At 65.4% G+C, this 26,021-nt stretch carries 25 protein-coding genes; 6 read left to right on the top strand and 19 right to left on the bottom strand.

Annotated features, from left to right (window positions below; translation table 11 throughout):
• Positions 1-198 precede the first annotated feature (198 nt).
• The 18 genes from HMPREF3088_RS09215 to dacB all read right to left on the bottom strand — a co-directional run bounded on the left by HMPREF3088_RS09215 (position 199) and on the right by dacB (position 19,388).
• Positions 199-1,404, bottom strand: a complete 1,206-nt coding sequence (locus tag HMPREF3088_RS09215) for an acyl-CoA dehydrogenase family protein (protein WP_012360923.1) — start codon at positions 1,402-1,404, stop codon at positions 199-201.
• A 64-nt stretch (positions 1,405-1,468) separates the two neighbouring features.
• Entirely contained in the window at positions 1,469-2,869 is a 1,401-nt protein-coding gene (locus tag HMPREF3088_RS09210; RefSeq protein ID WP_070759653.1) for an acyl-CoA dehydrogenase family protein, read from the bottom strand.
• Positions 2,870-3,062: 193 nt separating this feature from the next.
• The gene (gene lysS / locus HMPREF3088_RS09205) at positions 3,063-4,610 is read right to left on the bottom strand and encodes a lysine--tRNA ligase (RefSeq protein WP_070759651.1); all 1,548 of its coding nucleotides are present in this window, start codon (positions 4,608-4,610) and stop codon (positions 3,063-3,065) included.
• A gap of 185 nt (positions 4,611-4,795) precedes the next feature.
• Entirely contained in the window at positions 4,796-6,007 is a 1,212-nt protein-coding gene (locus HMPREF3088_RS09200; RefSeq protein WP_070759649.1) for a globin domain-containing protein, read from the bottom strand.
• Between the two features lie 39 nt (positions 6,008-6,046).
• Positions 6,047-6,541 carry an RrF2 family transcriptional regulator gene (locus tag HMPREF3088_RS09195; RefSeq protein ID WP_070759647.1) on the bottom strand — a complete coding sequence of 165 codons (495 nt, stop codon included), beginning with the start codon at positions 6,539-6,541 and terminating at the stop codon, positions 6,047-6,049.
• A gap of 142 nt (positions 6,542-6,683) precedes the next feature.
• Positions 6,684-7,103 (bottom strand): aspartate 1-decarboxylase, encoded by a 420-nt coding sequence (gene panD, locus HMPREF3088_RS09190; protein WP_070759645.1) that lies wholly within the window; start codon positions 7,101-7,103, stop codon positions 6,684-6,686.
• An 18-nt stretch (positions 7,104-7,121) separates the two neighbouring features.
• Positions 7,122-8,114, bottom strand: coding sequence for a pantoate--beta-alanine ligase (panC, locus tag HMPREF3088_RS09185; protein ID WP_070759643.1), 993 nt, complete (start codon positions 8,112-8,114; stop codon positions 7,122-7,124).
• Positions 8,115-8,119: 5 nt separating this feature from the next.
• On the bottom strand, positions 8,120-9,067 hold the full coding sequence (locus HMPREF3088_RS09180; RefSeq protein ID WP_070759641.1) for a DUF2520 domain-containing protein: 948 nt from the start codon (positions 9,065-9,067) through the stop codon (positions 8,120-8,122).
• A gap of 47 nt (positions 9,068-9,114) precedes the next feature.
• A complete protein-coding gene (locus tag HMPREF3088_RS09175; protein ID WP_070759639.1) occupies positions 9,115-10,293 on the bottom strand; it encodes a DUF6779 domain-containing protein in 1,179 nt (392 codons plus the stop codon).
• 26 nt (positions 10,294-10,319) lie between these two features.
• The gene (locus HMPREF3088_RS09170; RefSeq protein WP_070759637.1) at positions 10,320-10,796 is read right to left on the bottom strand and encodes a DUF3180 domain-containing protein; all 477 of its coding nucleotides are present in this window, start codon (positions 10,794-10,796) and stop codon (positions 10,320-10,322) included.
• Positions 10,797-10,801: 5 nt separating this feature from the next.
• On the bottom strand, positions 10,802-11,476 hold the full coding sequence (gene folK / locus HMPREF3088_RS09165; protein ID WP_246818147.1) for a 2-amino-4-hydroxy-6-hydroxymethyldihydropteridine diphosphokinase: 675 nt from the start codon (positions 11,474-11,476) through the stop codon (positions 10,802-10,804).
• 4 nt (positions 11,477-11,480) lie between these two features.
• Complete coding sequence (gene folB, locus HMPREF3088_RS09160) at positions 11,481-11,858, bottom strand: dihydroneopterin aldolase (protein WP_012360934.1); 378 nt, start codon at positions 11,856-11,858, stop codon at positions 11,481-11,483.
• A complete protein-coding gene (folP, locus tag HMPREF3088_RS09155; protein WP_173362367.1) occupies positions 11,851-12,705 on the bottom strand; it encodes a dihydropteroate synthase in 855 nt (284 codons plus the stop codon). The genes folB and folP overlap by 8 nt, the downstream gene beginning before the upstream one ends.
• Positions 12,706-12,876: 171 nt before the next feature.
• On the bottom strand, positions 12,877-13,491 hold the full coding sequence (gene folE, locus HMPREF3088_RS09150; protein ID WP_012360936.1) for a GTP cyclohydrolase I FolE: 615 nt from the start codon (positions 13,489-13,491) through the stop codon (positions 12,877-12,879).
• 20 nt (positions 13,492-13,511) lie between these two features.
• Positions 13,512-16,016, bottom strand: a complete 2,505-nt coding sequence (gene ftsH / locus HMPREF3088_RS09145) for an ATP-dependent zinc metalloprotease FtsH (protein WP_246818146.1) — start codon at positions 16,014-16,016, stop codon at positions 13,512-13,514.
• 87 nt (positions 16,017-16,103) lie between these two features.
• Entirely contained in the window at positions 16,104-16,706 is a 603-nt protein-coding gene (gene hpt, locus HMPREF3088_RS09140; RefSeq protein ID WP_012360938.1) for a hypoxanthine phosphoribosyltransferase, read from the bottom strand.
• The gene (tilS, locus tag HMPREF3088_RS09135; RefSeq protein WP_210398492.1) at positions 16,699-17,952 is read right to left on the bottom strand and encodes a tRNA lysidine(34) synthetase TilS; all 1,254 of its coding nucleotides are present in this window, start codon (positions 17,950-17,952) and stop codon (positions 16,699-16,701) included. Before tilS ends, hpt begins: the two co-directional genes overlap by 8 nt.
• A 59-nt stretch (positions 17,953-18,011) precedes the next feature.
• Positions 18,012-19,388 carry a D-alanyl-D-alanine carboxypeptidase/D-alanyl-D-alanine endopeptidase gene (dacB, locus tag HMPREF3088_RS09130; protein WP_070759631.1) on the bottom strand — a complete coding sequence of 459 codons (1,377 nt, stop codon included), beginning with the start codon at positions 19,386-19,388 and terminating at the stop codon, positions 18,012-18,014.
• 144 nt (positions 19,389-19,532) lie between these two features.
• On the opposite strand from dacB, the gene HMPREF3088_RS09125 reads away from it, so the two are divergent.
• From HMPREF3088_RS09125 to HMPREF3088_RS09105, 5 genes are all read left to right on the top strand, one after another.
• Positions 19,533-20,009: an inorganic diphosphatase gene (locus tag HMPREF3088_RS09125; RefSeq protein WP_070759629.1), complete on the top strand. Its 477-nt coding sequence runs from the start codon at positions 19,533-19,535 to the stop codon at positions 20,007-20,009.
• A 171-nt stretch (positions 20,010-20,180) separates the two neighbouring features.
• On the top strand, positions 20,181-20,507 hold the full coding sequence (locus HMPREF3088_RS09120; protein WP_070759758.1) for a rhodanese-like domain-containing protein: 327 nt from the start codon (positions 20,181-20,183) through the stop codon (positions 20,505-20,507).
• A gap of 184 nt (positions 20,508-20,691) precedes the next feature.
• On the top strand, positions 20,692-20,949 hold the full coding sequence (locus HMPREF3088_RS09115) for a hypothetical protein (protein ID WP_070759627.1): 258 nt from the start codon (positions 20,692-20,694) through the stop codon (positions 20,947-20,949).
• Positions 20,950-21,236: 287 nt separating this feature from the next.
• Positions 21,237-22,265, top strand: a complete 1,029-nt coding sequence (locus HMPREF3088_RS09110; protein WP_070759625.1) for an NAD(P)H-dependent flavin oxidoreductase — start codon at positions 21,237-21,239, stop codon at positions 22,263-22,265.
• A 531-nt stretch (positions 22,266-22,796) separates the two neighbouring features.
• Positions 22,797-23,759, top strand: coding sequence for an Abi family protein (locus HMPREF3088_RS09105; protein ID WP_070759623.1), 963 nt, complete (start codon positions 22,797-22,799; stop codon positions 23,757-23,759).
• Positions 23,760-23,975: 216 nt separating this feature from the next.
• On the opposite strand, the gene ppk2 is transcribed toward HMPREF3088_RS09105, so the two are convergent.
• On the bottom strand, positions 23,976-24,875 hold the full coding sequence (gene ppk2, locus HMPREF3088_RS09100; protein WP_070759621.1) for a polyphosphate kinase 2: 900 nt from the start codon (positions 24,873-24,875) through the stop codon (positions 23,976-23,978).
• Positions 24,876-25,077: 202 nt separating this feature from the next.
• Here ppk2 and HMPREF3088_RS09095 point away from each other — a divergent pair, with 202 nt between their 5' ends.
• Positions 25,078-25,797 (top strand): hypothetical protein, encoded by a 720-nt coding sequence (locus HMPREF3088_RS09095; RefSeq protein WP_246818145.1) that lies wholly within the window; start codon positions 25,078-25,080, stop codon positions 25,795-25,797.
• The last annotated feature ends 224 nt before the right edge of the window (positions 25,798-26,021 follow it).

Here is a 26,021-nt window from a genome sequence, read left to right as displayed (position 1 = left end):
AGACATTTCACGGGGCTCCCAGCTTTGTCAGAGAGATCCCAGGCATTACACATTTTGCCTTGCTCCCGGAGTTTTCTAAAGCCCATAATTTCCACCGGGGGGTGGGCATTCACCCCGGCGCAGAAATAACCCCGCTACCAGCGATTATCTTTGCCGGTAACGGGGTTATTCAGAGTGGGTGAAAAGCTGAAGTTCCGCTTACTTCAGCTCAGCGGAGCTCAAGCCCAGCTCGCGGCGGGCGACGATGAGCTGCTGAATCTGCTGGGTGCCCTCGAAGATGTCGAGGATCTTGGAGTCACGGGACCACTTCTCCAGCAGGTCGCGCTCGGAGTAACCGTAAGCACCGGCCAGCTCCACGGCGCGCAGGGTCAGGTCGGTCGCCATGCGGCCGGCCTTCGCCTTACAGATGGAGGCCTCCTTGGAGTTCGGGTTCTTGTTATCCGCCATCCACGCTGCGCGCATGGTCAGCAGGTAAGCAGCCTCCCAGTCGGACTCGAGGCGGATGTACTCGGACGCCGCAGCGGACTGGTTCCAGGCCGGCGCGTCGTAGTCGATCTTCACGCCAGCGTCGGTGAGGACCTCGCGCAGGCGCTCCAGGGAGGCGCGTGCGACACCGACGGCCATCGCTGCGACCAGCGGGCGGGTGTTGTCGAAGGTCGCCATGACGCCGCCGAAGCCCTTCTTGGTGTCCACCTCTGGGGAGCCAAGCAGGTTGTCCTTCGGGATGCGCACGTTGTCGAGAATGAAGTGCGCGGTGTCGGAGGAGCGGATGCCCAGCTTGTGCTCCAGGCGAACCAGCTCGAAGCCCGGGGTGTCGCGCGGGACGACGAAGGACTTGATGGCTGCGCGGCCTGCGGACTTGTCCACGGAGGCCCAGACGACCACGTGGGTGCAGCGCTCACCGGCGGTGACGAAGATCTTCTCGCCGTTCAGGACGTACTCGTCGCCGTCCAGCTTCGCGGTCGCGGCGACTGCCGCGGAGTCGGAGCCGAACTGCGGCTCGGTGATGGCCATGGCGGCCCAGATCTTGCCGAAGCGCTCGAGCTGCTCGTCGGTGGCGACGGCGGCGACGGCTGCGTTGCCCAGGCCCTGGTACGGGATGGACAGGGTCAGGCCGACGTCGCCCCAGCAGGTCTCCATGACGTTCAGGGCGGCGGCCATGTTGCCACCGTTCTTCACGCCGGTGTCCTGCTTCTTGTCCCCGCGGCTGCTGGTGGCGCCGGCCATGGCCACGCCGCCGTCAGCGGCGCCCTCGACGAGGGCTGCCATGGTGTCGAGCTCGACCGGGCGCTCGTGCTCCTTGAGGTCGTACTTGCGGGAGATGGGGCGGAAAATCTGTGCGGCCGCCTGGTGTGCCTGGTTGGCGCCCGCCTTCAGACGCTTGGGAAGTTCCAGATTAAGCATGATCTTTTTCCTCTGCTTTCGGGACTGTGTTGTGCGTAGATGCCAAAAGTCTTGTTATGGCGGGTTAGATGACGACGACGCCCTCGGCAACGCCGATCGCGCGCATGTCGCGGTACCAGCGCTCGACCGGGTGCTCCTTGGTATAGCCGTGGCCACCCAGCAGCTGGACGCCGTCCAGGCCCATGACCATGCCCTTGTCGGAGGCGTAGCGGCGAGCAAGGCCGGCCTCGCGGTGGTAGGACAGGCCCTGGTCGAGGCGGGATGCGCCGCGCAGCATGATCAGGCGCAGGCCGTCGAGCTCGATGCGCAGGTTGGCGACCATGAAGGCCACTGCCTGACGGTGGGAGATCGGCTCGCCGAAGGCCTCACGCTCGTTGACGTACTTCTTGGTGTACTCGAGGATGGCCTCGCCGGTGCCGGAGGTCAGTGCGGCCCAGCCCAGGCGGGAGCGGCGGACGATCTCCGCGTACTGCTCGGTGCGGTCGGTGTCGGAGAGGTTCGCGCCACCCAGGAGGTTGGCTGCCGGGACGCGGACGTCCTTGAGGACGACGCGGCCCAGGGCTGCGGCGCGCAGACCCATGGATGGGTCGGACTCGACCTCGAGGCCCTCGGTGCCGGACTCGACGATGACGAAGGTGTTCACGCCGTCCAGCTCGACGGCGATGACGAAGAGCTCGCACTCCGCGGCGTTCGGGACCATGGTCTTCACGCCGTTGAGGACGACGTCGTCGCCCTCCAGCTTCGCGGTGGTCTGCAGCTCGAAGGCGTCGAACATCGGGCGGGCTTCGGAGACCACGACGGCTGCCGGTGGGACGGACTCGCCGGAGAAGGACGGCAGGTAGGTCTTCTGTTGGGCGTCGTCGCCGTAGTTGGTGATGGTGTTGGCCACGCCTGCTGGGGCGAGGATGGAGACGGCCAGGCCCATGTCGCCGAAGCCGAGGGCCTCGGCGATGAGGGCGTTGGTGCTGGCGCCGGATGCGCTAGCGATACCCTCGAACTCCTCCGGGAGGTTCACGAGGGCGATGCCGAGCTCAGCGGCGGTGTCGAGCAGCCCCTCGGTCGGCTTGGACTCGTCGTTGGCCTCCGCGGCGGCCGGACGCAGGCGCTCGATGGCGAACTCGCGCACCGCGTCGAGGATCATCTGCTGGTCCTCGGTCGGGTTCAGGTCGAACGGTGCCTTACCCGGCTCGAACTGCTGGACGTCGCCCTCGTTCTGCTTCGGGAGACGGACCGGGTCGCCGGAGCCCTTGATGCGCTTGAACTGGCGGTTCATCGCGCCTGCGGTACGGATGCCGCCCTTGGCGGTCTCGTAGGCAGCGCGGTCGACGGCCTTGTTGAGGTTGTACTTTTCTGCGAAGTCGGAACCAGTGAAACGAGACAGCGCCCGCATAACGACACCAATGGCGTCACGCTTGACGTTGTTCAGCCCCGGGGTGGAGTCGTTGAGCTTCTTGGAGTCGCTCATTGTCTGGTAGCCACCTTTCAGTAGAGGTGCCCTACGCATCGCTCGTTGCGATCCGCCGAGCATCACCATGTGCGGATAATGATCTTATTAATCATAACTTGGCAACATGGCGCAGATCACATTTTCCGCAGAATGCCATAAAGAAAGCCACACACCATGGGCGGTGTGTGGCTTTATGCAACCGAGAGGAAGATTACTTCTCTGGCTTCACCAACGGGAAGAGCACGGTCTCGCGGATGCCGAGGCCCGTGAAGGCCATCAGCAGGCGGTCCAGACCCATGCCGGTACCAGCGGTTGGCGGCATGCCCTGCTCCATTGCCTGCAGGAAGTCCTCATCGAGAACCATGGCCTCCTCGTCACCGCCTGCGGCTAGGCGAGCCTGGTCCTCGAAGCGCTCGCGCTGAATGACCGGGTCAACGAGCTCGGAGTAGCCGGTGGCCAGCTCGAAGCCGCGCAGGTAGAGGTCCCACTTCTCGGTCACGCCGCGCTCGGTGCGGTGCTGGCGGACCAGCGGGGAGGTCTCGACCGGGTAGTTGTAGACGAAGACCGGGCCCCACAGCTGGTCCTCGCACAGGAACTCCCAGATCTCCTCGACGAGCTTGCCGTGGCCCCAGCCGCCGTCCTTGGGGACCTCGAGGCCGATGACCTTCGCCAGCGCCTTGAGCTCCTCGACGGTGGAGTCGACGGTAACCTCCGGCTGGTCCGGGAACTTCTCGGCCAGCGCCTTATTCAGGGACGGGTAGACCTCGATGACCGGCCACTCGCCGCCGAGGTCGTACTCGGTGCCGTCGTGCATGGTCAGCTTGGTGGTGCCGAAGACCTCCTCGGCGACCTCCTGGATGACCTCGCGGGTCATCGTCGCCGCGGTGTTGTAGTCCCCGTATGCCTGGTAGGTCTCCAGCATCGCGAACTCCGGGCTGTGGGAGCGGTCGATGCCCTCGTTGCGGAAGTTGCGGTTGATTTCGAAGACGCGGTCCAGGCCGCCGACGACGGCGCGCTTGAGGTACAGCTCCGGCGCGATGCGCAGGTAGAGGTCGATATCCAGCGCATTGGAGTGGGTCACGAACGGGCGAGCCGCGGCACCACCATGCAGGGTCTGCAGCATCGGGGTTTCGAGCTCGTTGAAGCCGCGGCGCTCCAGGGCGTGGCGCAGCGCGCGCATCACCTTGATACGGGTCATGGCGTTCTTGCGGGCTTCCTCGCGCATGATCAGGTCGGTGTAGCGGTGACGCACGCGGGCGTCCTCGCTCATCTCTTTGTGCGCGACCGGCAGCGGGCGCAGCGCCTTGGCCGCCATGAACCACTCCTGGGCCATGACGGAGAGCTCGCCGCGACGGGAGGAGATCACGCGTCCCTTGGCGAAGACGATGTCGCCCAGGTCGACCTCCGCCTTCCAGCGGTCCAGCGACTCCGCGCCAACCTCGGCCTGGGAGAGCATGACCTGCAGCTGGGTGCCGTCGCCGTCCTGCAGGGTGGCGAAGGCCAGCTTGCCGGTGTTGCGGACGAACATCACGCGGCCGGCCACGCCGACGACGCTGTCCGTTTCCTCACCGACGCCCAGGAGGGTCGCCCCCTCCGGAAGGGCGGCGAGCTTCTCCGCTGCCTCCGGGTCGTCCTCCTTGGGCTTGACCGCCCACTGCTGACGAACCTCCGCCAGCGTGTGAGTCCTGGGAACTTCTACTGGATAAGCCTGACGGCCTTCGTCAAGGATGCGCTCGCGCTTCTCGCGGCGCACGCGCATCTGCTCGGGAATTTCATCATTGCTGGTGGATGGATTCTTTGTAGTCACCCCACCAGACTACTGCATCGCCCGCACACACCCGTGAGGGGTTCGCGGACGCAGATTACCCCAACGATGACACGGCCAACGGGGCCCGGCCCACCACTGGCCGAACCCCGCTATACCCCTGCAGCCCGAGGCAAGTTTTAGCTGATCAGCCAGTCGTTCGGGCTGAAGAGCTCGAAGCCAATCTTTTCCGGAGCCAGCGCCTGCTCACTATCGGCGATCTGCTCGCGGATGTTCTGCAGGAAGGACGTTCCGCCACACAGGTACCAGTGGGCGTCGGCCGGCACCACGCCCTCGGCAGCCAGCTCCCCGAGGTTCATGCGCTTACCATTCTCGCGGTAGAAGGTCTTGAAGGTCGCGCCGATCTGCTCGCTGAGGTTCTTCTGCAGCTCGGCCTGCGAGTGCTCCTCGGCGGAGGCGTCCGCGTGCAAGACCACGACCTTGCGTTCCTGGCCGCCCTTGGCGGCCAGTGCGGAGAGCATGCCCACCATCGGGGTGGAGCCGATGCCCTGGGAGACGAGCACCACCGGGGCGTTTGAATCGTCGAGCACCAGGTCACCGGCCGGCAGGGTGGCGTCGACACGGTCCCCATCGGAGAGGGAGTCCATCAGGAAGGAGGAGACCTCACCGTCGCGCTGGACGGCGATGCGGATGCAGCCAGCCTCCTTGTCCACGTCGACGAGGGAGTACTGACGCAGCTGGCGGGCGTCGTCGGGCAGTCGCACGCCGATGGAGATGTACTGGCCAGGGAGGGCATCCATAAACTTCTCCGTCATCTCGTCCGGACGGAGAGTGAATTCCATCGCCTCGGCGGGCAGCTGCTTGCGGGAAACGATCTCGGCGGTGGTGAAGACCTCGCCGTCGTCGACGCCTGCGGAGCGGTAGAGCTCGCGCTCGTAGTCGATGAGCACCTTGGCCATGAGCCAGTAGACCTCGTCCCAGGCGGCAGCGACCTCGGGGGTGACAACGTCCTCGCCGAGCACCTCGACGATGGCGGCGAAGAGGTTGTCGTGGACGATGGGGTACTGATCTTCCACGATCCCCAGGGACACGTGCTTATGGCCGATGCGGGAGAGCATTTCCACCGGGTCCGGGGCGTTGTCGTCCACGAGCATTGCGGCGAAGGTCGCGATGGAGGCAGCCAGCGCCTTCTGCTGCTCCCCCGACTTCTGGTTGCCGCGGTTGAAGGTATCGGCGATCAGCTCCGGGTGGGCGGCGAACATCTTCTCATAGAAGATGGGGGTGATCTTCGTGATATTCGCACCAACGAGCGGGAGGGTCTGCTTGATGATCTCGGCGTTGCCTGGGGTCAAGCGGCCGCGGGCATTGGCTGGGGTCTCGGCGATGAACATTGCGAATCATTCCTCCTCAAGAACCTCCCCGCAGGGAAGTTAAGACGTGGGCTTTGCCTTGAACGTCGGAGCGGCGAGAGGCACAGGCCCGTCGGAAGCTCCGGCAGCGAGGCCCTTCGTCGCGGACACCAGATCGCCGACGGTATCCCCGTCGAGAGTGGCGAAGAACGCCTCCTGCGCGGCGGCGAGCCGGTGACGCAGCGCGCAGTCGTGGCGAGCGAGGGGACACTGCAGCGCCCCCTCGCAGTCGACGACTTCCCGGTTGCCTTCGAGTTGGCGCAGGAGCGCACCGACGCTCGCGTGCATGCCCTGTTCAGTGATATGCACCCCGCCGTGCCGTCCGCGGATGGATTCGAGCAGCCCGTCGCTGGCCAGCACGTTGACGACCTTCGCGACATGGTTTCGCGAGGCGTTGAGCTGGTCCGCAAGGTCCTGAATTCGTACCGGCGAACGGTCGGCAGCATCCACAGCCTGGGTAGCGCCGAGCACCATCAGTACGCGAAGCCCCAGGTCAGCGAATGTTGTGAGTTGCATAATTCCAACCTATCCAAAAATCCCGTAAAGATGCATCTGTAATACATCTTTATGGTGTGCTGTTAATCACAGTCACAAATATTGGCAAAGCCCGCCGCGCAACCATGGCGCAGGCGGGCCAAAAAGTAATCCCTCGCAGGGGCTACTCCGCCTCCGGGTGGCGCGGGTCCTTCAGGCCGCTGCCGGCCGGGGCGTGAGCTGGGTCCTCTCCCAGCTCAACCTGCTTATTGCTCTCATCGACGAAGATCACCCGCGGGTGGTAATCCGCCAGCTCGGCATTGTCGAAGATGCCGTAGCCGATGATGATCACCAGGTCGCCGGGGCTGATCAGGCGGGCGGCCGCGCCGTTGATACCGATGACCCCGCTGCCCCGCTCGCCGGTGATGGCATACGTGGTCAGCCGGTTGCCATTATCGATATCGACGATGTCGATCTGCTCGCCCTCGAGGATGTCGGCGGCGTCCATCAGGTCTGCGTCGATGGTGCAGGAACCCACGTAGTGCAGGTCGGCCTGGGTGACCGTCGCGCGGTGGATCTTTGACTTCAGCATGGTGCGGAACAAGAGATGAACCTAACTTTTCTAGCTCTGGGGTGCGGCATCGGGAGCGGCAGGGGCGGCAGCGTCGGGGCCTCCTGCGCCCTGCTCGGGGTCCAAGTTCTTGAACCCTACACCAATCGGCACGCCAACATTATCGATCAGCCGGGTGCTGCCCACGCGCGCGGCGACCAGCAGCCGGGCGTCCCCGGTTTCCGGGGCCTCGCCGAGATCGGTGCCACGAAGAGCAAGATAGTCCACCTCAACCCCCTCGGCGTCGTCGAGAATGGCACGGGCAGTGGACAGCACCGCATCCGCGCCGTCCTCGGCGACGAAGGAACCGGCCGTCAGTGCCGCGGAGAGGGTGAGGGCGAGCTCGCGCTCCTCGTCGGAGAGGTAAACGTTGCGGCTGGACAGCGCCAGTCCCCCGCCCTCGCGGACGATCGGGACGCCGTGGACGCGCAGCTCCATGTTGAGGTCGTTGACCATCTGCTGGACCAGGACGAGCTGCTGGTAGTCCTTCTCACCGAAGAAGGCGTGGTCGCAGTGGGAGATCTGGAAGAGCTTGTTGACGACCGTGAGCATGCCCGCGAAGTGGGTCGGGCGGTGCTCACCTTCCAGGATCGCGCCGGCGGGGCCGGGGTGAATCGTGGTGCGGGGGCCGTTGGGGTACATCTCCCGGGCAGAGGGTGCGAAGACGGCGTCCACGCCTGCGGCCTTGAGCTTTTCGACGTCGGCGTCGAGGGTGCGGGGGTAGGCGTCCAGGTCCTCGCCCTCCGCGAACTGCAGCGGGTTGACGAAGATACTGACCGCGACGAAGGCGCCCGGGACCGACTTTGCTGCCTTGACCAGGGAAAGGTGGCCTTCGTGGAGCGCGCCCATCGTGGGCACGAGGCACACCGGTTTGCCGGCCTTGCGCATCGCGCGGGTGACCTGGCTGAACTCGTCGATGGTGGTCATCAGGGTGGCTTCGCCGCGGCGGAAGGGCTGGGGGTTTGCCTGCGGGTCGGCCTGGGGGCTGGGCTGATTCTTGGTCATGCGCCTTAGGTTAGTCCACCCGGCAGACCGTGTTCGCTGCGGTAGGCCATGAGCGCCCGCTCGACCTCCGGGGAGCCGGCTGCCTGGGCGGTGCGCTCGGCCATCGGCAGATAACGCAGGTGCAGGTCATGGGAGTGAGGGTCGGCGGAGTTTTCGGAGAGCTGGCGCAGTGCCTCGAGGTGCGCGAGGACGGCGGGGGCGTCGTCGCGGGAGGCAGGGCCGGTCAGGGCGCCCAGGTGCTCGCGCAGGGTGGCATCCGCTCCGGCTCGGACGATGGAGTTGAGCAGCAGCCGGGCTTCGCTCGACTCCCCCTCCCCCTCGATGGCGGCCGGGTCGTTCGGCTTATCGAGCACCGCGTTGAGCATGGAGTGGGCGTCCGAGATGAGGGTGACCAGATGGTTCGCGGCGTGGGCCATGGCCGCGTGATAGGCCGGGCGGCGGTCCTCCGCGATGTGGACGGCCACACCGCCGAGGGACTGGACGAGCAGTTCGCCGACTGCCTGGCCGACCTCGGAGTCGGTGGTGACACCCCAGCCGCAGCCCAGCAGGTTGTCGGTGTCCTGCGGGGTGCCGACGAAGCCCATCGCCGGGTGCAGGGCCAGCGGGAGTGCGCCCTCGTCGGTGATGGGCTGGAGCACCTGGCAGCCGTTACGCCCGGAGGTGTGCATAACCATCTGGCCGTCGCGGACGGTGTGGGCCACCTCGGCAGCGACCTCCGGCAGCACCGGGTCCGGCACTGCGAGGACCACCAGCTGGGCCATCGCGGCCTCCGCCACCGAAACGATGGGGATGCCCGGGACGCGCTGAGTGGCCCGTGCCCGGGAGCGCTCGGAGTGGGCGTGGATGCCGTGGACGTGGTGCCCGGCCCGGGTGAAGGCCTCGGCAAGGGCGAGCCCGACGGCGCCGGCAGAAATAATCCCCACGCTCAGGCGTGGGGGTTGGCGATCAATCATGCTGAGTCTTTGGGTCGCGGTGCGAGATCTTTGGGTTGCGGTGCGAGCTACTTCTTGTCGTTCTGCTGGAAGCGCTTCATGAGCTCTGCGACCGTCAGGCCCTCGGAGTTCTCGTCCGCGCGGCGACGGCCGGCGCGGTACTCGTGGGCGCCACGCTTCTCATCAGCAGCTGGCTTGGCGGCCTGCTCAGCCTGCGGCGCAGCCTGCTTCTGTGCCGATCCGCTGGCCTGCTCGGCAGCGGCCTGGCTCGGCTCGTAGGCGCGGAACGCCGGCTCGGTGCGCGGGGCGGGCTGGGCTGCGCGCTCCTGCTGGGGAGCCTGCGCGGCCTCGCGCTGCTCGTGCTGACCACGGCCCGCTGCCTTCGGCTCGGCGGCCTCGGAGCCGCGGTTGGCTGCGGCCTGCGCGCCCGAGGTACCCGACTGCGCGCTGCTGGAGGAGCTGGAGTCCACGACGATTGGGATCTGCGTGGTCTCCTCGGTGTTGTCCCCGGTCCACTTCACGGCGGCGAAGCTGCCGGTGGAGAATGCCGAGGCGCGGCGATCGGAGCTCGGCTCGCTGTTGTGGCCAAGCGTCGGGGAACCCGCGGAGGAGGCGGCGCGGGCGGACGCACCCGGCTGGCTGCTGCGCGCCGCGCTCTTCTTGGTCTGCCCAGCCTGCGGCTGCTTCCACTCAGCCTGCCCGGACGTACCGGTCTGGTAGCGGCGGTCGGCCGGCTGCGACCCACCCCGGTCCAGCTCGATGATGCGCTCGGCGCGGGCGCGCACGGCGGTCTGCTCGTCGTCCAGCTCCTCGCCGGACATCTCCGCGAGCTGCGCCCGCAGGGAGATCAGCTCGTGGCGCAGCTGCTCCAGGTGCTCATCGCGCTGGTTGCGCAGCTGGCGGGTGTAGTTCTCCTTCAGCGCCGCCTCGCGCTGCTGGTGGCCCGCGACCTCGCGCTCCATCTCCGCACGGTGAGCACGCTCCAGGGTGTTCACGCGCTTCTGCTCGGCGCGCAGCGCGCTGGAGTACTTGGAGACCAGCACGATGCCCAGGAACGCGGCCCACAGCGCGGCGATGACCGCGATCTTCAGCCACAGGTCGGAATCCAGGAACAGCATCAGGATGCTGGCGATCAGCGCCAGCACCACGAGCAGCACCATCAGTACGCGCGGCCCGCTGTTCTGCCCGTCCGTCTGCTCGGCGCCGCCCGCAGCGGCGTTCTGGCTCCAGTTCTCCCGATTGCTCATGCTGGTCACCTTACCTGTTGACGCTGTTATTCACCGGGCACCCCGCCATCTTCCGGTGGTGTGAGGCAGTTCTGTTCCAGCCATTTGCCCGCCACCGCGGCCAGTGCCCCGCCGAGCATCCCGACAATCGCGCCCGGGGCGTCCTCCTGCGCGACGACGAGGTGTCCGGCGTTGAAGACCAGGAATATGACCATCCCGCCGTAGGCACCGGCGAAGATCGCGCCGATCCACGCGACGGCCTGGCCGAGCACCCCGCTGAACGCGACCGTCATCGGGTTGACCTGGCTACGGTCCAGGCCGATGGCGTTGTCCTGCAGCTTCTTGCGCATGATGAAGCCCTGCACCCCGCAGATGATCGCGGCGATCCACAGCACGCTGCCGGTCGCCAGTTCGATGCGCGGGAAGTGGGCGTAGAAGCCGAGTGCGGTCACCCACGCGAACGCGGCGGCGATCACTGCTGCGATCACCAGCGCCGTGGGCGCGACCTGCTTCATCTTCTTCATGTTTTTCAGTCTACCCAGGGCTCGTCGCGGTTCCTGGGCTCGTTGCCGCCGTTTTTTAGGACGTCAACCCCAGCCTCCCCGGGCGTGGCTGGACTGGTCAGCAGCGCCCCGAGCTGGGTGATGCCTGCGGTGTCCTCTTCGGGCAGCTGGGCCAGCCACTCACCGACCGTGGCGGTTGCGGCCGGCCCTGCCGGGGAGCCGGGCACGCGCGGCAGCGGGTCCTCCGGGGCGATCTCTGCCCAGGGCACGAGCACGAATCCCCGGGCGGTGGTGTACGGGTGCGGCAGGATCAGCTCCTCGCCCCAGCACCCACCGGAGATCACCGGCTCGCCGGTGGCGGCGTCGTAGGCGGCCAGCAGGTCGAGGTCCACGGTGCGCGGCCCCCAGTGCTGGAGGCGCACCCGACCGCCTTCGTTCTCGATGTGCTGGCAAGCGTGCAGCAGATCGAGGGGCTCTAGTTCGGTGGCCACGAGAATCACGGCGTTGCGGAATTCTTCCTGGGTGACCACGCCCCACGGCGGGGTGGCGTAGACCTGGGAGGCTGCCAGCAGCTGGGTGCCGGGCAGATCGAGCACGGCGCTGGCGGCCGCGCGGATCATGGCTTCCGGGCTGCCCTGGTCGCCGGGCATATTACTGCCCAGCCCGATGGCCACCCGCCAGCCGGCGGTGTTGCTCGCCACGGTCTTACCTGCCTCGTTGCTGCTTGAGGTTGCGGCGGGCAACCACCCGCACGTCGCTGAAGTGGTGCGGGATCGGGGCCTGTGGTTTGTGCACGGTGACCTCCGCAGCATGTGCCCCGCCGAGGGCGATGATCCGGTCAGCGATGGTGGCGGCGAGTGTTTCGATCAGGTCGAAGCGCTCCTGCTCCACCACGGCCACGGCGATGTCTGCCAGGTCCACGTAGGAGATCGTGTCGGCGAGGTCATCCGAGGCCGCGGAGGCGGCGAAGTCCGTCCAGACGACGATGTCCACCTCGAAGTTCTGGCCCTCGTCCTTCTCGAAGTCGTGGACCCCGTGGTAGCCATAGGCCTTCAGGCCCATGAGTTCGATGCGATCAGCCACGGCGCGCTCGCCACCCTTCTGCCACCGCCGGGCCGTCGCCCAGGCGGGAGTAATAAGCCACGTCCACCGCGGCCCGGGAGGGGGCCACGTTGTTCACCCGCACCGCCCAGGAGCCCGCCTGGGCTGCCAGCGCGGAGACCGCCGCGGTGGCGTCGTCCGCCGTCTCCGGGGAGCCAGGGAGGCCGTCGCTGGCAGGGCGCAGGGCGGTGAGGAAACGCTTACGGCTGGCGCCGATCAGCACGGGGAAACCCAGCTCGTTGAGCTGTCCCATCGCCCCCAGGAGCTGCCAGTTATCCGCCGGGGACTTCGCAAACCCGATGCCGGGATCCAGGATGATGTTCTCCTCTTTCACCCCGGCGGCGAGTGCTGCGTCCACTCGGCGCAGCAGCCAGTCGCGGACGGCGGTGACCACATCCACGCCGGTGCCCGCGCTCTGATCCGCGTAGCCTTCCGCGCCTTCGAAGCGGTCGGTCAGCCAGTGCATGAGGCAGATCGGCAGGCCGGTCTCGGCGGCGACGGGGAGCATGTCCTTGTCCGCGAGGCCACCGGAGACGTCGTTGAGGATGTCCACCCCGGCCTCCGCAGCGGCGAGTGCGGTGGCGGCGCGCATGGTGTCCACGCTCGTGGTGATACCCAGCGCGGAGAGCTCCGCGATCACGGGGGTCACGCGCCCGCGTTCGATTTCCGGGTCAACGCGCTGGGCGCCGGGGCGGGTGGATTCGCCGCCGACGTCGATAATGTCCGCGCCCGCGTCAACCATCTGCTGGGCATGGCGCACGGCGGTGGCGGTGTCCGGGTTGGAGCCCCCGTCGGAGAAGGAGTCTTCCGTGACGTTGAGGATCCCCATCACCTTGGTGCGCGGCGGGGTGGCCGACTGGTTCTGCTGGGTGCTCTTCTCCGGCGTGGTCGGCTGGTCAGGCTGAGTAGACTGTGCAGGCTGCATCATCAAGTCTTTCTAGGGTTGGTTCCCGCAGGGTTCGCTGTTGGTGCGCTTGGCCCGGGCGCTAGTGCTGGGGTTCTAGTTCCCGCGGATCAGCGCCATGGCCTCGGCGCGGGTGGCGGCGTTGTTCTGGAAGCCGCCGCGCACGGCGGAGGTCACGGTGTTCGCGCCCGGCTTGCGCACCCCACGCATCGCCATGCACAGGTGCTCGGCCTCGATAACGACGATCACCGCGGAGGCGTCCAGCCGTTCCATCAGCGCGTCGGCGATGGAGGTGGTCAGGCGCTCCTGGACCTGCGGGCGGCGGGCGAAGCCCTCCACCAGGCGGGCCAGCTTGGACAGCCCGGTGACCTTCCCGGAACGCCCCGGGATGTAGCCGATGTGGGCGTGGCCGAAGAAGGGCACGAGGTGGTGCTCGCAGGTGGAGTAGAACGGGATGTCCTTGACCAGCACGAGCTCCCGGTGGTCCTCGTTGAAGGTGGTGTTGAGCACCTCGGTGGGGTCGGTGCCGAGGCCGGAGAAGACCTCCTCGTAGGCGCGCGCCACACGGGCCGGGGTATCGGCCAGCCCTTCGCGGTCGGGGTCCTCCCCCACGGCGATGAGCAGCTCGCGGACGGCGGCTTCGGCGCGCTCGCGGTCGAAGTGCCTCGTCGACTCAGACGTGGTCGAATCAGGCTTTGTCGAATCAGCCATGTCGGTGTTCGCCGCCTTCCTTAGTTCTTCTCTTCGTCGGTGGGGTTGTTCCCCTCCGGGCCGGAGTGATGACGTCCACCCGGCTCGCCCCGGTCAGTTCCGTCGCCGTAGGCGCTGGTCCCTGGGTGCTGAGCGGGGTCGCGGCGGGCGTGGCGCCCGCCCGTGTAGGGCTCGGGCGTTGGGTTGCCCGACGCTGGGTTATTTGGCGCTGGGTTATCCGACGCTTGGTTGCCCGACGCTGGGGTGTTTTGCGTTGGGTTGCCGGACGCTGGGTTCTGCGGCGCCGAACGTTCTGGATCCTCCGCATCCGGGCCAGATACATGCGGTGCCGGCTCGCCGGCGGCCGGGGACTCCGAGACCCGCTCCCCTGCCTCGGTGACCGGACGGATCTGAGTGGTCGGGGCGTCGTCCGAGGTCCACGGGTTATCCGGGCGCTCGTGCTCCGGCAGCTCGAAACCGCGCTGCGGCTCCTGGCGTGCCTCCTGCTCGCGCTCCAGCTTCTTGACCTGCTCCTCCTGCTGCTGCTTGCGCTTTTCGATGCGCGCGCGGCGGGCAGCGGAGAAGTAATCCTTGCGCTTCGGCGGCTCCTCGCCACGCTCCTTGGCCAGCTCGACCGGGGTCTTCACCGGCTCGCGGTAGTCCTTCGGGCGGTCCAGGTCCTGGCCCGGGAAGATCTCGGAGACCTCGCGCGGGGTGATGCCCTCGAAGATGGCCTCCAGGTCCGGGCGGCGCAGCGTCTCCTTTTCGAGCAGCTTCTCCGCCAGGGTGTCCAGGTACTCCCGGTGCTCGCGCAGGACCTCGTAGGCGATGTTCTGCGCCTTGTCCATGAGCATGCGGACGTCCTCGTCCACCAGCGCGGCAACCTTCTCGGAGGGGTGGAACTGGCCACCACCGCCGCGGCCAACGAACGGGTCGCCCTGCTCCTCGCCGAACTTCACGGCACCCACGCGCGGGCTCATGCCGTACTCGACGACCATGGCCTTGGCGATCTTCGTGGCCATCTCGATGTCCGCGCTCGCGCCGGTGGTCGGGTTGCCGAAGACCAGCTCCTCGGCGGCGCGGCCGCCCATCGCGAAGACGAGGCGAGCGAAGAGCTCGGAGCGGTTGTACATGCCCTTGTCGTCTTCCGCGGCGGTCATCGCGTGCCCGCCGGTGCGGCCGCGGGCCAGGATGGTGACCTTGTAGACCCGCTCGATGTCCTTCATCGCCCAGGCAGCCAGCGTGTGGCCGCCCTCGTGGTAGGCGGTGACCTTCTTCTCATGCTCGGAGATGATCTTCGAGGTGCGGCGCGGGCCACCCACCACGCGGTCGGTGGCCTCTTCCAGGGCGTCGCCGGTGATGACGTTGCCGTCCACGCGCGCGGTCAGCAGCGCGGCCTCGTTGAGGACGTTCTCCAGGTCCGCGCCGGACATGCCAGCGGTGCGCTTGGCCAGGGAGGCCAGGTCGACGTCCGGTGCCAGCGGCTTGCCCTCAGCGTGGACGCGCAGGATCTGCTCGCGGCCCACCAGGTCCGGGTTGGTCACCGGGATCTGGCGGTCGAAGCGGCCCGGGCGCAGGAGTGCTGGGTCGAGCACGTCCGGGCGGTTCGTCGCGGCCATGAGGATCACGCCCTCGCGGCCGTTGAAGCCATCCATCTCCACGAGCAGCTGGTTCAGGGTCTGCTCGCGCTCGTCGTGGCCACCGCCCATGCCGGCGCCACGCTGGCGGCCGACGGCGTCGATCTCGTCGACGAAGATGATGCAGGGCGCGTTTTCCTTGGCCTGCTTGAACAGGTCGCGCACGCGGGAGGCACCGACACCGACGAACATTTCCACGAAGTCGGAGCCGGAGATGCTGTAGAACGGCACCCCGGACTCACCGGCCACCGCGCGGGCCAGCAGCGTCTTACCTGTGCCGGGCGGGCCGTAGAGCAGCACGCCGCGCGGGATCTTCGCGCCGAGCTTCTCGTACTTCCCTGGGTTGGAGAGGAAGTCCCGGATCTCGTCGAGCTCCTCGACGGCCTCGTCCGCACCGGCGACGTCGTCGAAGCGGGTATCCGGGTTGTCCTTCTGCAGGTCCTTGGCGCGGGACTTGCCGAAGCCGAAGGGGCCCATGCCCCCGCCGCCCTGCATGCGGGTGAGCATGAAGAACAGCAGGCCGAAGATCAGCAGCATCGGCAGGAGCATCATCAGCAGCCCGCCGATGAAGGAGTCCTGCGAGACGTGAGTGTCGAACTTCTCCGCCTCGGAGCCCTTCACCGCATCGAAGATCTGCTGGCTGGCCCGGGCCGGGTACTGGGTGGTGATCTGCTCGATCCCATCCTTGCCCTCGACCTCGATGGGCTTCTTCAGCTTCAGCTGGACCGTCTGTTCGCGGTCCTTGATCTCGGCTTCCTTGACGTTCTTGGCGTCGAGCTCCTTGATCGCGATGGAGGTATCGACCTTGTCGAAACCACGGTCGCTGTCCGTGAGCACGCCAAAAGCGTAAATAGCGATGAGGGCGGCGGCGACAATCCCCGCGATCCTCAGGACCTTGTTGTTGTCCATATTTCCCATCAGTTAGTTGTGCCCGCGCATTGTTTCGCCAGCGCTACTCGCGGACGTCCGGGCGCTGGCTGAAGGTTCGTGAACGCTCTATTCGTACACTTCCGGCTTCAGGGTGCCGACGAATGGCAGGTCGCGGTAGCGTTCGGCGAAGTCCAGGCCATAGCCCACCACGAACTCGTTCGGAATGTCGAATCCGACCTCAATGAGGTCCTCGATCTCGACCTTGACGGCCTCTGGCTTGCGGAAGAGTGTCACGACGGACAAGGAGCGCGGCTTGCGGTTGGTGAGGTTCTTCATCAGCCAGGACAGGGTCAGGCCGGAGTCGATGATGTCCTCGACGATCAGGACGTCGCGGCCCTCGATGTCGCGGTCCAGGTCCTTCATGATGCGGACGACGCCGGAGGAGCTGGTGGAGTTGCCGTAGGAGCTGACGGCCATGAACTCCAGCTGGTTCGGGATCTCCAGCTCGCGGGCGAAGTCGGTGATGAAGAAGACCGCACCCTTGAGCACGCAGACGAGGATGAGGTCCTCCGGGGCGTCGCGGTAGCGCTCGTCGATGGCGGCAGCGAGTTCGCGGATGCGGGAGTGGAGGGTGTCCTGGTCGATCAGGACTGCTTCCAGGTCGTCACCGTAGGGGTGGGCCGGGATGTCGGTGCTCTTCTTGGTCCAAGTCGAGTTCTGATCAGTCATGTGCTCGTCGATCCTTTGGGTGCTTGTGTGATTCTTCCGCCACGAGGCGCAGGACGCCGCCGCGCCGCGCCACCACCAGCCGGGTGCGGTGTTGCCCGGTGGGCGACACCTCCGCTGGTGGCGGGCTCGGCGGGTGGGCGTGGCCTCTGCCTAAAGCCTCATAACCGTTCATTGTATGCCACGGGACGGACACGCCGCCTTGCCCGGCCCAATCCGTGACGAGGGCGTCGATGCGGCTCAAGTGGGAGTAGGTCAACGGCCCGGTTTTTCCCGCGAGCCAATGGCGGATTACGCGGCGCCGGAGGGCGTCGGACAGCTCGGCGAGTGGGGCGCAGGCCAGCTCGGCGGTGGCGTGCGGACGATCCCCGGCGTGCTCACGGTTGTCGGCTTGCTCGTGACCCTCGGCGTGCCCGTGGCTGCCGGCTTCGGCGATAAGCCGGGTGTATTCCGCGTGGGCGGCGGCCTCCAGGTAGTCGGAATCCTCGCGCAGCAGCCGGGCGGTGCGGGTGAGGGAGTCGGCCACGCCGGGGCCGAGGATCTCCTCCAGCAGGGGCAGCAGCTCCTGGCGGACCCGCGATCGGCGAAAGCGGGGGCTGGCATTGTGCGGGTCAGACCAAAAGCTCAGCCCGGCGCGGTGGCACGTGGCCTCGGTGTCCTCTCGCGTGCTGTCCAGCAAGGGGCGGCCGAGCCACCCGGCCCCCGCAGCAATGGCCGGGTGCTCGTTGCCGGCCTGTTGCTCGCCATTATCCGAGCGCTGGTGGGTGGCCGTCGTGATGGGGCGCAGCCCGGCCAGCGCACCCGTCCCGGAGCCGCGGGCGAGGCCCAGCAGCACCCCTTCCGCATCATCGGAGGCGGTGTGCGCCACCAACAGTGGCCGCCCCGCAGCCGCGGCCCCGAGCGCGCGGTAGCGGGCCTCGCGGGCGGCGGCCTCATCTGCACCCGGCCCGCCGGGGACATCGATGGTGAGGACCTGGGCCGGGATGCCGATCTCCTCACAGTTCTGCGCCGCGGTGGCGGCGACCTCGGCGGAACCTTCCTGCAGCTGGTGATCCACCACCAAGGCGCGGAAGCTCGCCCCCGGCAGGTCTTTCTTGGCGATCCCGGCGGCGGTATAGGCCAGCGCGAGGGAGTCCGCACCCCCGGAAACCCCCAGGTAGACCGGCCCCTCGGCCAACTGCGCGGCGTGCTCCGGATGCGTTGTGCGCAGCCCAGCGAGCCAGGCGCGGAAGTCCGCTGCGGTGCTCACGGTGTTCCTCCTCCCCAGGGCCTGGCCCCAGTCACCCTGCGTGGCTGCTGCCGAGAAAACTAGAGCCGATACACGGCGGCGGCCAGCCGGTCGAGGGCTTCGCGCCCGTCGCCGACGTCGGCGGGAGTATTGGACAGGAAAGCGAAACTCAACGGGCGGCCGGACTTGGTGACCACCGTGCCGGCCAGGGCATTGACCCCGTCGAGGTTGCCGGTTTTCGCGCGCACCCACCCGGCTGCGTCCTCGGCCCCGCTGCCCGCCAGGTAACGGTTGCGCAGCGTGCCCTCCGCACCGGCGACCGGCAGGTCCTGCTGCAGGGCGTGCAGCTTCTTGCTGCCCAGCGCGGAGTTCAGGTTGTGGGCGCTCAGGCGGTTGTCCTCGCTCATGCCGGAGGTGTCGTGCAGCACCGCACCTTCGGTGTCCACGCCGTTGTCCTTCAGCACCTTGAGCACGCCCTCGGTCGCGCCCTTGAAGGTGCCCGGCAGGTCCTGGCTGATCGCCACCTCGCGGCCGACGGCCTCTGCGAGCATGTTGTCCGAGTGCAGCATCATGTCCCGCAGTCGGGTACTCAGTGGCGCGGAGAGCACCTGCCCCAACGCTTCCTCAGCGGAAGGGTGGGCCGGACCCACGGGATCATCGGAAACCTCGAGCTTCAGTTTCTTGTTCTTGAGCTTCTCCCCCAGCCCCATGTCCTCGGCGAGCGCCTGGGCCACGTCCCGGGCTGGGGTGTTGCTGCGGGCGGAGTAATTTTCCGTGGGGATGATGCGGCCGGCGTCGATCATCACGGAGTCCAGGAAGGTCACGTTGCCCATCCCGATCTCCACCAGGTCCCAACTCTTGTGGAAGGTGGACTTCTCCCGCATGGAGTTATCCACCGTGATCTTGGTGATCTTCTTCAGCTCCTCCGGCGGCAACGCTCGGCGAACCTGATCCGCCAGATCGCTGATGGCCGGGGCATCCGTAAAGAAGCCGGAGCCAGGCTTGCGGGCGAGGGTGATATCCCCCTCGCCCACGAGGATCAACTCGCCCGGGCCGCCCTTGACCACGGAGGTCGCCAGCCGGTCCTGCGGCCCCTTCGCCAGCAGGGCCGCGGCGGTGGTGTACACCTTCGTCGAGGAGGCCGGCACCAGGTGCTTGCCCTCATTGTTGGCGTAGATCACCTCGCCGGTTTCCAGGTCGGTGATCTCCGCGGACAGGCGCCCCAGCTGCCGGTCCTTCGCCGCCTTCTTCACCTCGGTCAAGTCCACCGGGGTGGCAGGCGGGCTGGCCTCCACCATCACTGGTTCGTCAGGACGGGGAAGCGCTGCGGGGGCGACGTCGTAATGAGGACGCTGGGAAAGAACCACCGCGCCAGCGATGATGGCAGCGGCGACCACGAGGAACGCCACCACCGCGAGGAGCCAGCGGCGGAAAGAGGACTTCTTCTCAGCTTCCAAAATCTAAATCCTGACAATGTGTGGGCGGCAGGGGCGGTGGTTAGTAGGTTCCACCTTATCCTGCGACTAGGATGGGGCCTGCATGTACGTCAGGCGCCACGAGGCGCTTCAAGCAGAACACCGATTTTAAGGATGGCGCGAGTTATGGCTCAGAGCATCGAAGTCACCATCGAGATCCCGAAGGGTTCCCGCAACAAGTACGAGATCGAGAACGGGAAGGTCTACCTGGACCGTTACCTCTTCACCCCGATGGCGTACCCGGCTGACTACGGCTTCATCGACAACACCCTCGGCGAGGACGGCGACCCGCTGGACGCGCTGGTCATCCTTCCGGAGCCACTGTTCCCAGGCGTGGTTGTCAAGGCCCGCCCGGTTGGCGTGTTCAAGATGACCGACGAAGCCGGTGGCGACGACAAGCTGCTCTGCGTGCTCGACGACCCGCGCTTCGACCAGTACCAGGACGTGGACGACATCTCCCAGTTCACGAAGGACGAGATCGAGCACTTCTTCGTGCACTACAAGGACCTCGAGCCGGGCAAGGAGGCCCGCGGCGAGGGCTGGGGCACCGCTGCTGACGCGGAGAAGATCCTGACCGACGCCATCGAGCGCGCCAAGAAGTAACGGCTTAGGATTTTAGACTTCAACCGTAAGGCTTCTTAGGCTCTCAGCGCCCGGTCCCCCGCTGTGGGGCGGGCGCTTTTTGTATGCGCAGGGTGGATCGCGCGACAGGAGGGGTACGGGCTGCCCCACCGCCGTGGGGCAGGCGGCGTGGTGGCTAGTAGCATGGCGGGCATGAGTGACTTTGAATCCATGAGAGCAGAAGACGTCCCAGAGGGAGTCCAGTTGGTGGACGTCCGCGAGGCCAATGAGTTCGCGGAGTGGCACGCCAAGGGCGCGGAGAACCTCCCGCTGTCCGAGCTGCAGCTGCGCTACGGCGAACTGGACCTGGACCAGGACCTGTACATCATTTGCCTGTCCGGCGGCCGGTCGGCGAAGGCCTGCCAGTGGCTGGAGCTCAACGGCATTGACGCGATCAACGTGTCCAATGGCTCCATCGGCTGGCGCGATGCGGGCCGCACAATCATCGTCAACGGCGAGGAGACCACGAACCCGGCCTAAGCGCTGGCGCTGGGTGCGCACCCTCTCTACTCCCGCTGCGGGTGGTTTTCAGCCACCGGTGGCGGGAGTTTCTTTATCAAGAATTCACTTTAGATTTTCCTCCAAAAGCATTTACCCGAGCCGGCTGCCCCGCTAACGTCGGAGGAACAAGGCCCTGATCGACAAAGCTAAGGGTTGCATTCCAATGAAGAAACATGCATTCATCATTGTCTTCGCGGTGGTTGCCATCGCCGCCTTCATCTACCTCCTCGCCGCACCACCAGCTGAGTTCTTGGCGCTGGATGGCAGCACCCGGCTGATCATCCTGATCGCCCTGTTCATGGTCGCGGAGTTCCCGATCACCATCCTGCTGATCGAAAAGTTCGTTCGGGGCAACCGCGAAGAAGCTGCAAAGCAACAGCGCACCCCGAGCTCGGATCACCTCCCCCGCCCGACCCTCTAAGGCCCAGCCTTCGCGCGGGCAGCACGCCCCGGCGCGGGCGCACCCCGCGCTCCGCACAGTTTTGCAGAGTTTAAGGTCGCCAAACACCTGAAAACCGACCACAAACTCTGCAAAAGCCACAATTAGGCCCTACCTTCACTACACTCTGAGCACCCGCACCTCCCTAACCACCGCCCTTCGTTGTCCCCACCCCGTCATGGAAGAACCCGTGGCGGGGTTTTTCGCTGCCGCTACCTCGCTAACGTGGATATCGGAACCTACCCATCAACCCGTTGGAAAGAGCACGCATGACTGAGTTCCTATCCCTGCAGCGCCCCATCGTCCTGGCACCAATGGCCGGTGGCCCGTCCACCCCGGAGCTCGTCGCCGCAGTATCCAATGCCGGAGGGCTCGGCATGATGGCTGCGGGCTACCTCTCCCCCGATGCGTTCCGCGAGCGCCTTATAGCAGTGGAGAAACTCACCACCCGGCCGTTCGGCGTCAATATCTTCTCCCCGCCGTCCCACACGGGTCTCTCCGCCGCAGAGCTGGGTAGTTGGCAGCGTTACCGCGAGCAGTTGAGCACCTACTCGGCCGTGCAGGCCTCTTTTCCGGAGGCCCCGCACAACACGGATGACCACTATGAGGAGAAGGTGCAGATCGCTCTCTCCTCTGCCGCGAAGGTTGTGTCTTTTACCTTTGGCTACCCGGCCCAGGAGGTCGTGGATGCCCTCCACACCAAGCAGAAGCTGGTGGTGCTCAACGCCACGACCCCGGAGGAGACCGAGCATCTCGCGGCCACGGACTGCGACGCCATCGTGCTGCAAGGTAACGAGGCCGGTGGCCACCGGGGCACAGTGCTCTCCACCCCAAAGGAGGGCTGCGCGTACTCGCTCACCGAGCTGCTGGCACATGCGAAGGAGGCCACCGATAAGCCGGTGATCGCCGCTGGCGGCATCACCACTAGGCAGGACGTGGCGGAGGCCCTGGAGCACGGCGCGGTTGCTGCCCAGGTGGGCACGCGATTCCTCCTGGCCGCGGAGGCGGGAACGAAGAAGACGCACCAGCAGGCGCTGCAGACACTCAGGGGGAGGCCAACCGTGATCACCACGGCGTTCACGGGCAAGCCGGCGCGTGCGATCCGCAATGCTTTCACTGACCGCTTCCAGCCGCTAGCCCCAAGTCTGTACCCGGAGTTGCACTACCTGACCTCCGGCCTGCGCGGGGAGGCGGATAAGGCCGACGAGGGGGAGTATCTGAACCTGTGGGCCGGGGAGAACTACGGGCTCACGCGACCGGGGCCAGCCGCGGCGATCGTCGCGGAGCTGACGCCGTAGAAGGCATAGGAAAAGGAGGACCCAAGTGGCCCCTCCTTTGTGTTTAGTCCGGGATTACACTCCGGGCGCCGGTCCGCCCCGCGGGGCAGTAACACGATCAATGTGTCCAATGGCCCCATCGGCTGGCGCGATCCCGACCCCACGATCAACATCAACGGCGAGGAGACCACGATCCCACCCTAAGCGCTGGATTGCAGCACCAGGCTCACTATCCTGATCACCCTGTTCATGATCGGGGAATCCCCGATCACCATCCTGCTCATCGCAAAGTTCTTGCGGGGCAACCGCGAAGCAACAGCACACCCCGAGCTCGGACCCCCCGGCCGCCCCTCTTACTTTCGCAACTACACCCCACTACGCAGCCATCATGATAGGCACGCTACCCGCGAGCCAACCGCCCATAGTGGCAATAATTCTTGCTTTTTGAGACACCGGCCGCTAGAGTGAGGTTAACCGTTCAGCCCGCCTCCGGTGCTTCCCGAAGCACCGGAGAGTGGGCTGGATCTCTTTTTGCACTGCTAGCCTTAGGGAATGAACTTAGCCCTAAAAAATGCCAAGTCAGCGAACGAGCAGATTGCACTTCTCAAGAGTCGCGGCCTGGAGGTCGATCCCCCACTCGCCAAGCAATGGTTGGCAAATGTTTCTTATTACCGGCTTTCGGGTTACTGGTATCCCGCCCGCGCTTTCGATAAAAGTACCGGAAGACGCCTCGACCGCTTCGCGCCCGGATTCGCTTTCCAGAATGCCACCGATCTCTATGAGGCCGACCGCAAACTAAGGACCCTTCTCCACGATGGCGTGGAACGCGTTGAGATCGCTCTCCGAACCCAGGTCACGGATCACTTGTGCAATCGACATCCTAGCGATCCGACCTTTTACCTCACATCTGAGGCCTTCCGCGACGAGTTCGACCACCTTACGTGGATCCACCGTATTTACGGCCGCCTCCGTCGATCGTCCTCTCATTCCGAACCGGTGAAACACTACAAGAAAAATTACTCTGGCAATTACCCGCTGTGGGTTGCCGCCGAGGTTATGGATTTCTCAGATATTTCTATCCTCTACACAGGTCTTGAGTATGACGATCAGCTTGCAATCGCTAAAAATCTGGGCTTCTCCCTAGATACGGGCGAGCTCTCCCAGAATCAGCGCAAGAAACTACCCAAAGGACACCCCCTTGCGAACTGGATCCACCAGTTAACAATTATTCGTAACACGTGCGCGCATCATGGCAGGCTCTGGAATAAGTCATTCAAGCCCGTCTCGATCAACGGGTTGCGGGGAAACGGCAATCTCTGCGTGATCGAGAGGTCGCAGAGTGAGCGTGTGTTCGACGCCATCGTTGTGATGTCCCACATCCTGCGCAAGGTATCCCCCGGGACCAGCTGGCCGGACAAGGTCCTATCCCTGATCAATAAGGGTTTCCTTCCGAACCCACTCGTAGAGCCAAGCAGTTTAGGAATTTCTGAAACCTGGGATCGCAAAACCATTTAGGCCGGCGATCGGGAGTACCTGAACCTGTGGGCCGGGGAGAATTATGAACTCACGCGACCGGGGCCAGCTGCGGCGATCGTCGCAGAGCTGACTCCGTAGGAAACGTGAAAAGGGAGGGCCACCCTGGTTGGGTAGCCCTCCCTTCGCCGTGAGCGCGTGACGAACGCGTCGCAGAATCCCCGCTGCCCCGCGGGCTCCGCGGGCAGCTAGAGGGTTTTAGTCGCCGATCTGGTCGCGGCCGCGCTTGACCAGCAGCGGATCCGGCTGACCCACGACCTCGTGGTCCTTGCCGGTGTACTCGAACTTGCTGAGCACGTAACGCATCGCGTTGATGCGGGCGCGCTTCTTATCGTTGGACTTAATGGTGATCCACGGGGACTCGTTGGTGTCCGTGTAGCGGAAGGTTTCCTCCTTCGCCCGGGTGTAGTCATCCCAGCGGTCCAGGGATGCCAGGTCCATCGGGGAAAGCTTCCACTGGCGGACGGGGTCGACCTGGCGGATCGCGAAGCGGGTGCGTTGCTCCTTCTGAGTCACGGAGAACCACAGCTTGGTCAGGGAGATGCCGGAGCCCATGATCATGTTCTCGAGCATCGGGACTTCGCGCATGAACTCGGCGTGCTGCGCGTGGGTGCAGAAGCCCATGACGCGCTCGACGCCGGAGCGGTTGTACCAGGAGCGGTCGAAGAACACGATCTCGCCGCCGGCGGGGAAGTGCTGGATGTAGCGCTGGAAGTACCAGCTGGTGGACTCGCGCTCGGTCGGCTTCTCCAGGGCGACGGTGCGGGCACCACGGGGGTTGAGGTGCTCGTTGAAACGCTTGATGGAGCCACCCTTACCGGCTGCGTCGCGACCCTCGAAGAGGATGATGTGCTTCTGGCCGGTGTCCTTGGTCCAGTTCTGCCACTTCAGCAGCTCGATCTGGAGGGCGCGCTTGATGTGTTCGTACTCATCGCGGCTCATGCGCTCTTCGTAGGGGTAGTCCTCGCGCCAGGTGTCGACGCGCTGGCCGTCTGGGGTGATCAGTACCGGGTCGTCTTCATCGGAGTCATCCACCATGTACCCCTCGGTGGATGCGAGGTCGACGAAGTGCATGTCTTCTTCGTTGCTATTGCTCATGCTGTGCACCTGTTTTCGGCCTAGTGAGTGAGACTTCTACGCCTTCTATTCTACTGCTTAACGACCCCGGGGGTGGACTACACCTCCCCTTATTGAAGAACGGAACATGCGCCCCTTCTTTAGAAAGCTCCTGAACAACTCGCGTTCATTGTTACATTGATTCAAACCATTTGCAGCACCACCAGTGAGGTACACGAACAACATGGACAATCGTGATTTCATCCTCGACTCTCTCGGAGCCGCTCGTATGGAGCCCTACCTGCGGGCGACAAATGGCCACAAGAAGCAGGCCTTAAATTTATACCGCTGGAGCGTTCGACTTGCTGCCTCGGTTCAGGAGGTACTCGACATCACTGAGGTGTTGCTCCGAAACGCAATCGACAGAGAACTGCAGGACTGGAATAACGCTAATCTTCCCCGGCCACAAAGTTGGCTCCTCGAAAAACCAGCAGCACCGCTACGTGGCTTAATCAAAAACAACGTCCATAAGGCCACAGAGCGAGCGGAAGAGTCCAGAGCGCAGCGGAAAGAAGACCACCCTCGCCGGTCAGAGCCCCTGAGCCACGACGATGTGTTGGCACACATCATGTTTAGCTTCTGGAGACAGGTACTGCCTAACCACGCCCCGGATGCCAACCGGGACGATCAAAGAAACAAAAACAAACTGCGGCTATGGGAAGAGGCCATCTCCAAGGCCATCCCCCACGTCGAGGACCCCGACGGTAAGCAAACATTCTGGCGGGTTTCGCACCTCGTCGAACTACGCAACCGCGTTTCACACATGGACAGCCTTCTCCATGTGGATATTGAAGATGTCTTGGGAGACGCGTTTGCCCTCGTAGAAAGTATCGACCCGCAGCTCCGCGTGTGGCTAACGAGCATCAGCACAGTCAAGGAGATCATCAAGCAGAGACCAAAATAGGGAAGGCCCACCGGCGTCTCATCCGGTGGACCTTCCCCGCCTCAAAGCTAGGGACTAAATCCCTGCCTTCCGTCAGTAGATTAAACCAACCTCATTTGAAGTGTCAACCAGGTTTACACACCGCCCGGCGCTACGAAGCATGAGGCTTGCTGACAAGACCCCCTACAGCAGAGCCCCTTCGACCCCACGAAGGGTTAAGTAGCAAAAAGTGTGTCTGATTTTCA

Origin of the sequence: Corynebacterium sp. HMSC22B11, from assembly GCF_001815965.1 — a bacterium.
GTDB lineage: Bacteria > Actinomycetota > Actinomycetes > Mycobacteriales > Mycobacteriaceae > Corynebacterium.
Note: the sequence above shows the minus strand (reverse complement) of the source record. Positions and strands in the feature narration are given on the sequence as shown.

Excerpts from the sequence above, each read along its gene's own strand:
- HMPREF3088_RS09215 (WP_012360923.1), bottom strand. The coding sequence starts at position 1,404 with ATGCTTAATCTGGAACTTCCCAAGCGTCTGAAGGCGGGCGCCAACCAG.
- HMPREF3088_RS09210 (WP_070759653.1), bottom strand. The coding sequence starts at position 2,869 with ATGAGCGACTCCAAGAAGCTCAACGACTCCACCCCGGGGCTGAACAAC.
- lysS (WP_070759651.1), bottom strand. The coding sequence starts at position 4,610 with ATGCGCGTGCGCCGCGAGAAGCGCGAGCGCATCCTTGACGAAGGCCGT.
- HMPREF3088_RS09200 (WP_070759649.1), bottom strand. The coding sequence starts at position 6,007 with ATGTTCATCGCCGAGACCCCAGCCAATGCCCGCGGCCGCTTGACCCCA.
- HMPREF3088_RS09195 (WP_070759647.1), bottom strand. The coding sequence starts at position 6,541 with ATGCAACTCACAACATTCGCTGACCTGGGGCTTCGCGTACTGATGGTG.
- panC (WP_070759643.1), bottom strand. The coding sequence starts at position 8,114 with ATGACCAAGAATCAGCCCAGCCCCCAGGCCGACCCGCAGGCAAACCCC.
- HMPREF3088_RS09180 (WP_070759641.1), bottom strand. The coding sequence starts at position 9,067 with ATGATTGATCGCCAACCCCCACGCCTGAGCGTGGGGATTATTTCTGCC.
- HMPREF3088_RS09175 (WP_070759639.1), bottom strand. The coding sequence starts at position 10,293 with ATGAGCAATCGGGAGAACTGGAGCCAGAACGCCGCTGCGGGCGGCGCC.
- HMPREF3088_RS09170 (WP_070759637.1), bottom strand. The coding sequence starts at position 10,796 with ATGAAGAAGATGAAGCAGGTCGCGCCCACGGCGCTGGTGATCGCAGCA.
- folP (WP_173362367.1), bottom strand. The coding sequence starts at position 12,705 with ATGGGGATCCTCAACGTCACGGAAGACTCCTTCTCCGACGGGGGCTCC.
- folE (WP_012360936.1), bottom strand. The coding sequence starts at position 13,491 with ATGGCTGATTCGACAAAGCCTGATTCGACCACGTCTGAGTCGACGAGG.
- ftsH (WP_246818146.1), bottom strand. The coding sequence starts at position 16,016 with ATGGACAACAACAAGGTCCTGAGGATCGCGGGGATTGTCGCCGCCGCC.
- hpt (WP_012360938.1), bottom strand. The coding sequence starts at position 16,706 with ATGACTGATCAGAACTCGACTTGGACCAAGAAGAGCACCGACATCCCG.
- HMPREF3088_RS09125 (WP_070759629.1), top strand. The coding sequence starts at position 19,533 with ATGGCTCAGAGCATCGAAGTCACCATCGAGATCCCGAAGGGTTCCCGC.
- HMPREF3088_RS09120 (WP_070759758.1), top strand. The coding sequence starts at position 20,181 with ATGAGTGACTTTGAATCCATGAGAGCAGAAGACGTCCCAGAGGGAGTC.
- HMPREF3088_RS09115 (WP_070759627.1), top strand. The coding sequence starts at position 20,692 with ATGAAGAAACATGCATTCATCATTGTCTTCGCGGTGGTTGCCATCGCC.
- HMPREF3088_RS09110 (WP_070759625.1), top strand. The coding sequence starts at position 21,237 with ATGACTGAGTTCCTATCCCTGCAGCGCCCCATCGTCCTGGCACCAATG.
- HMPREF3088_RS09105 (WP_070759623.1), top strand. The coding sequence starts at position 22,797 with ATGAACTTAGCCCTAAAAAATGCCAAGTCAGCGAACGAGCAGATTGCA.
- ppk2 (WP_070759621.1), bottom strand. The coding sequence starts at position 24,875 with ATGAGCAATAGCAACGAAGAAGACATGCACTTCGTCGACCTCGCATCC.
- HMPREF3088_RS09095 (WP_246818145.1), top strand. The coding sequence starts at position 25,078 with ATGGACAATCGTGATTTCATCCTCGACTCTCTCGGAGCCGCTCGTATG.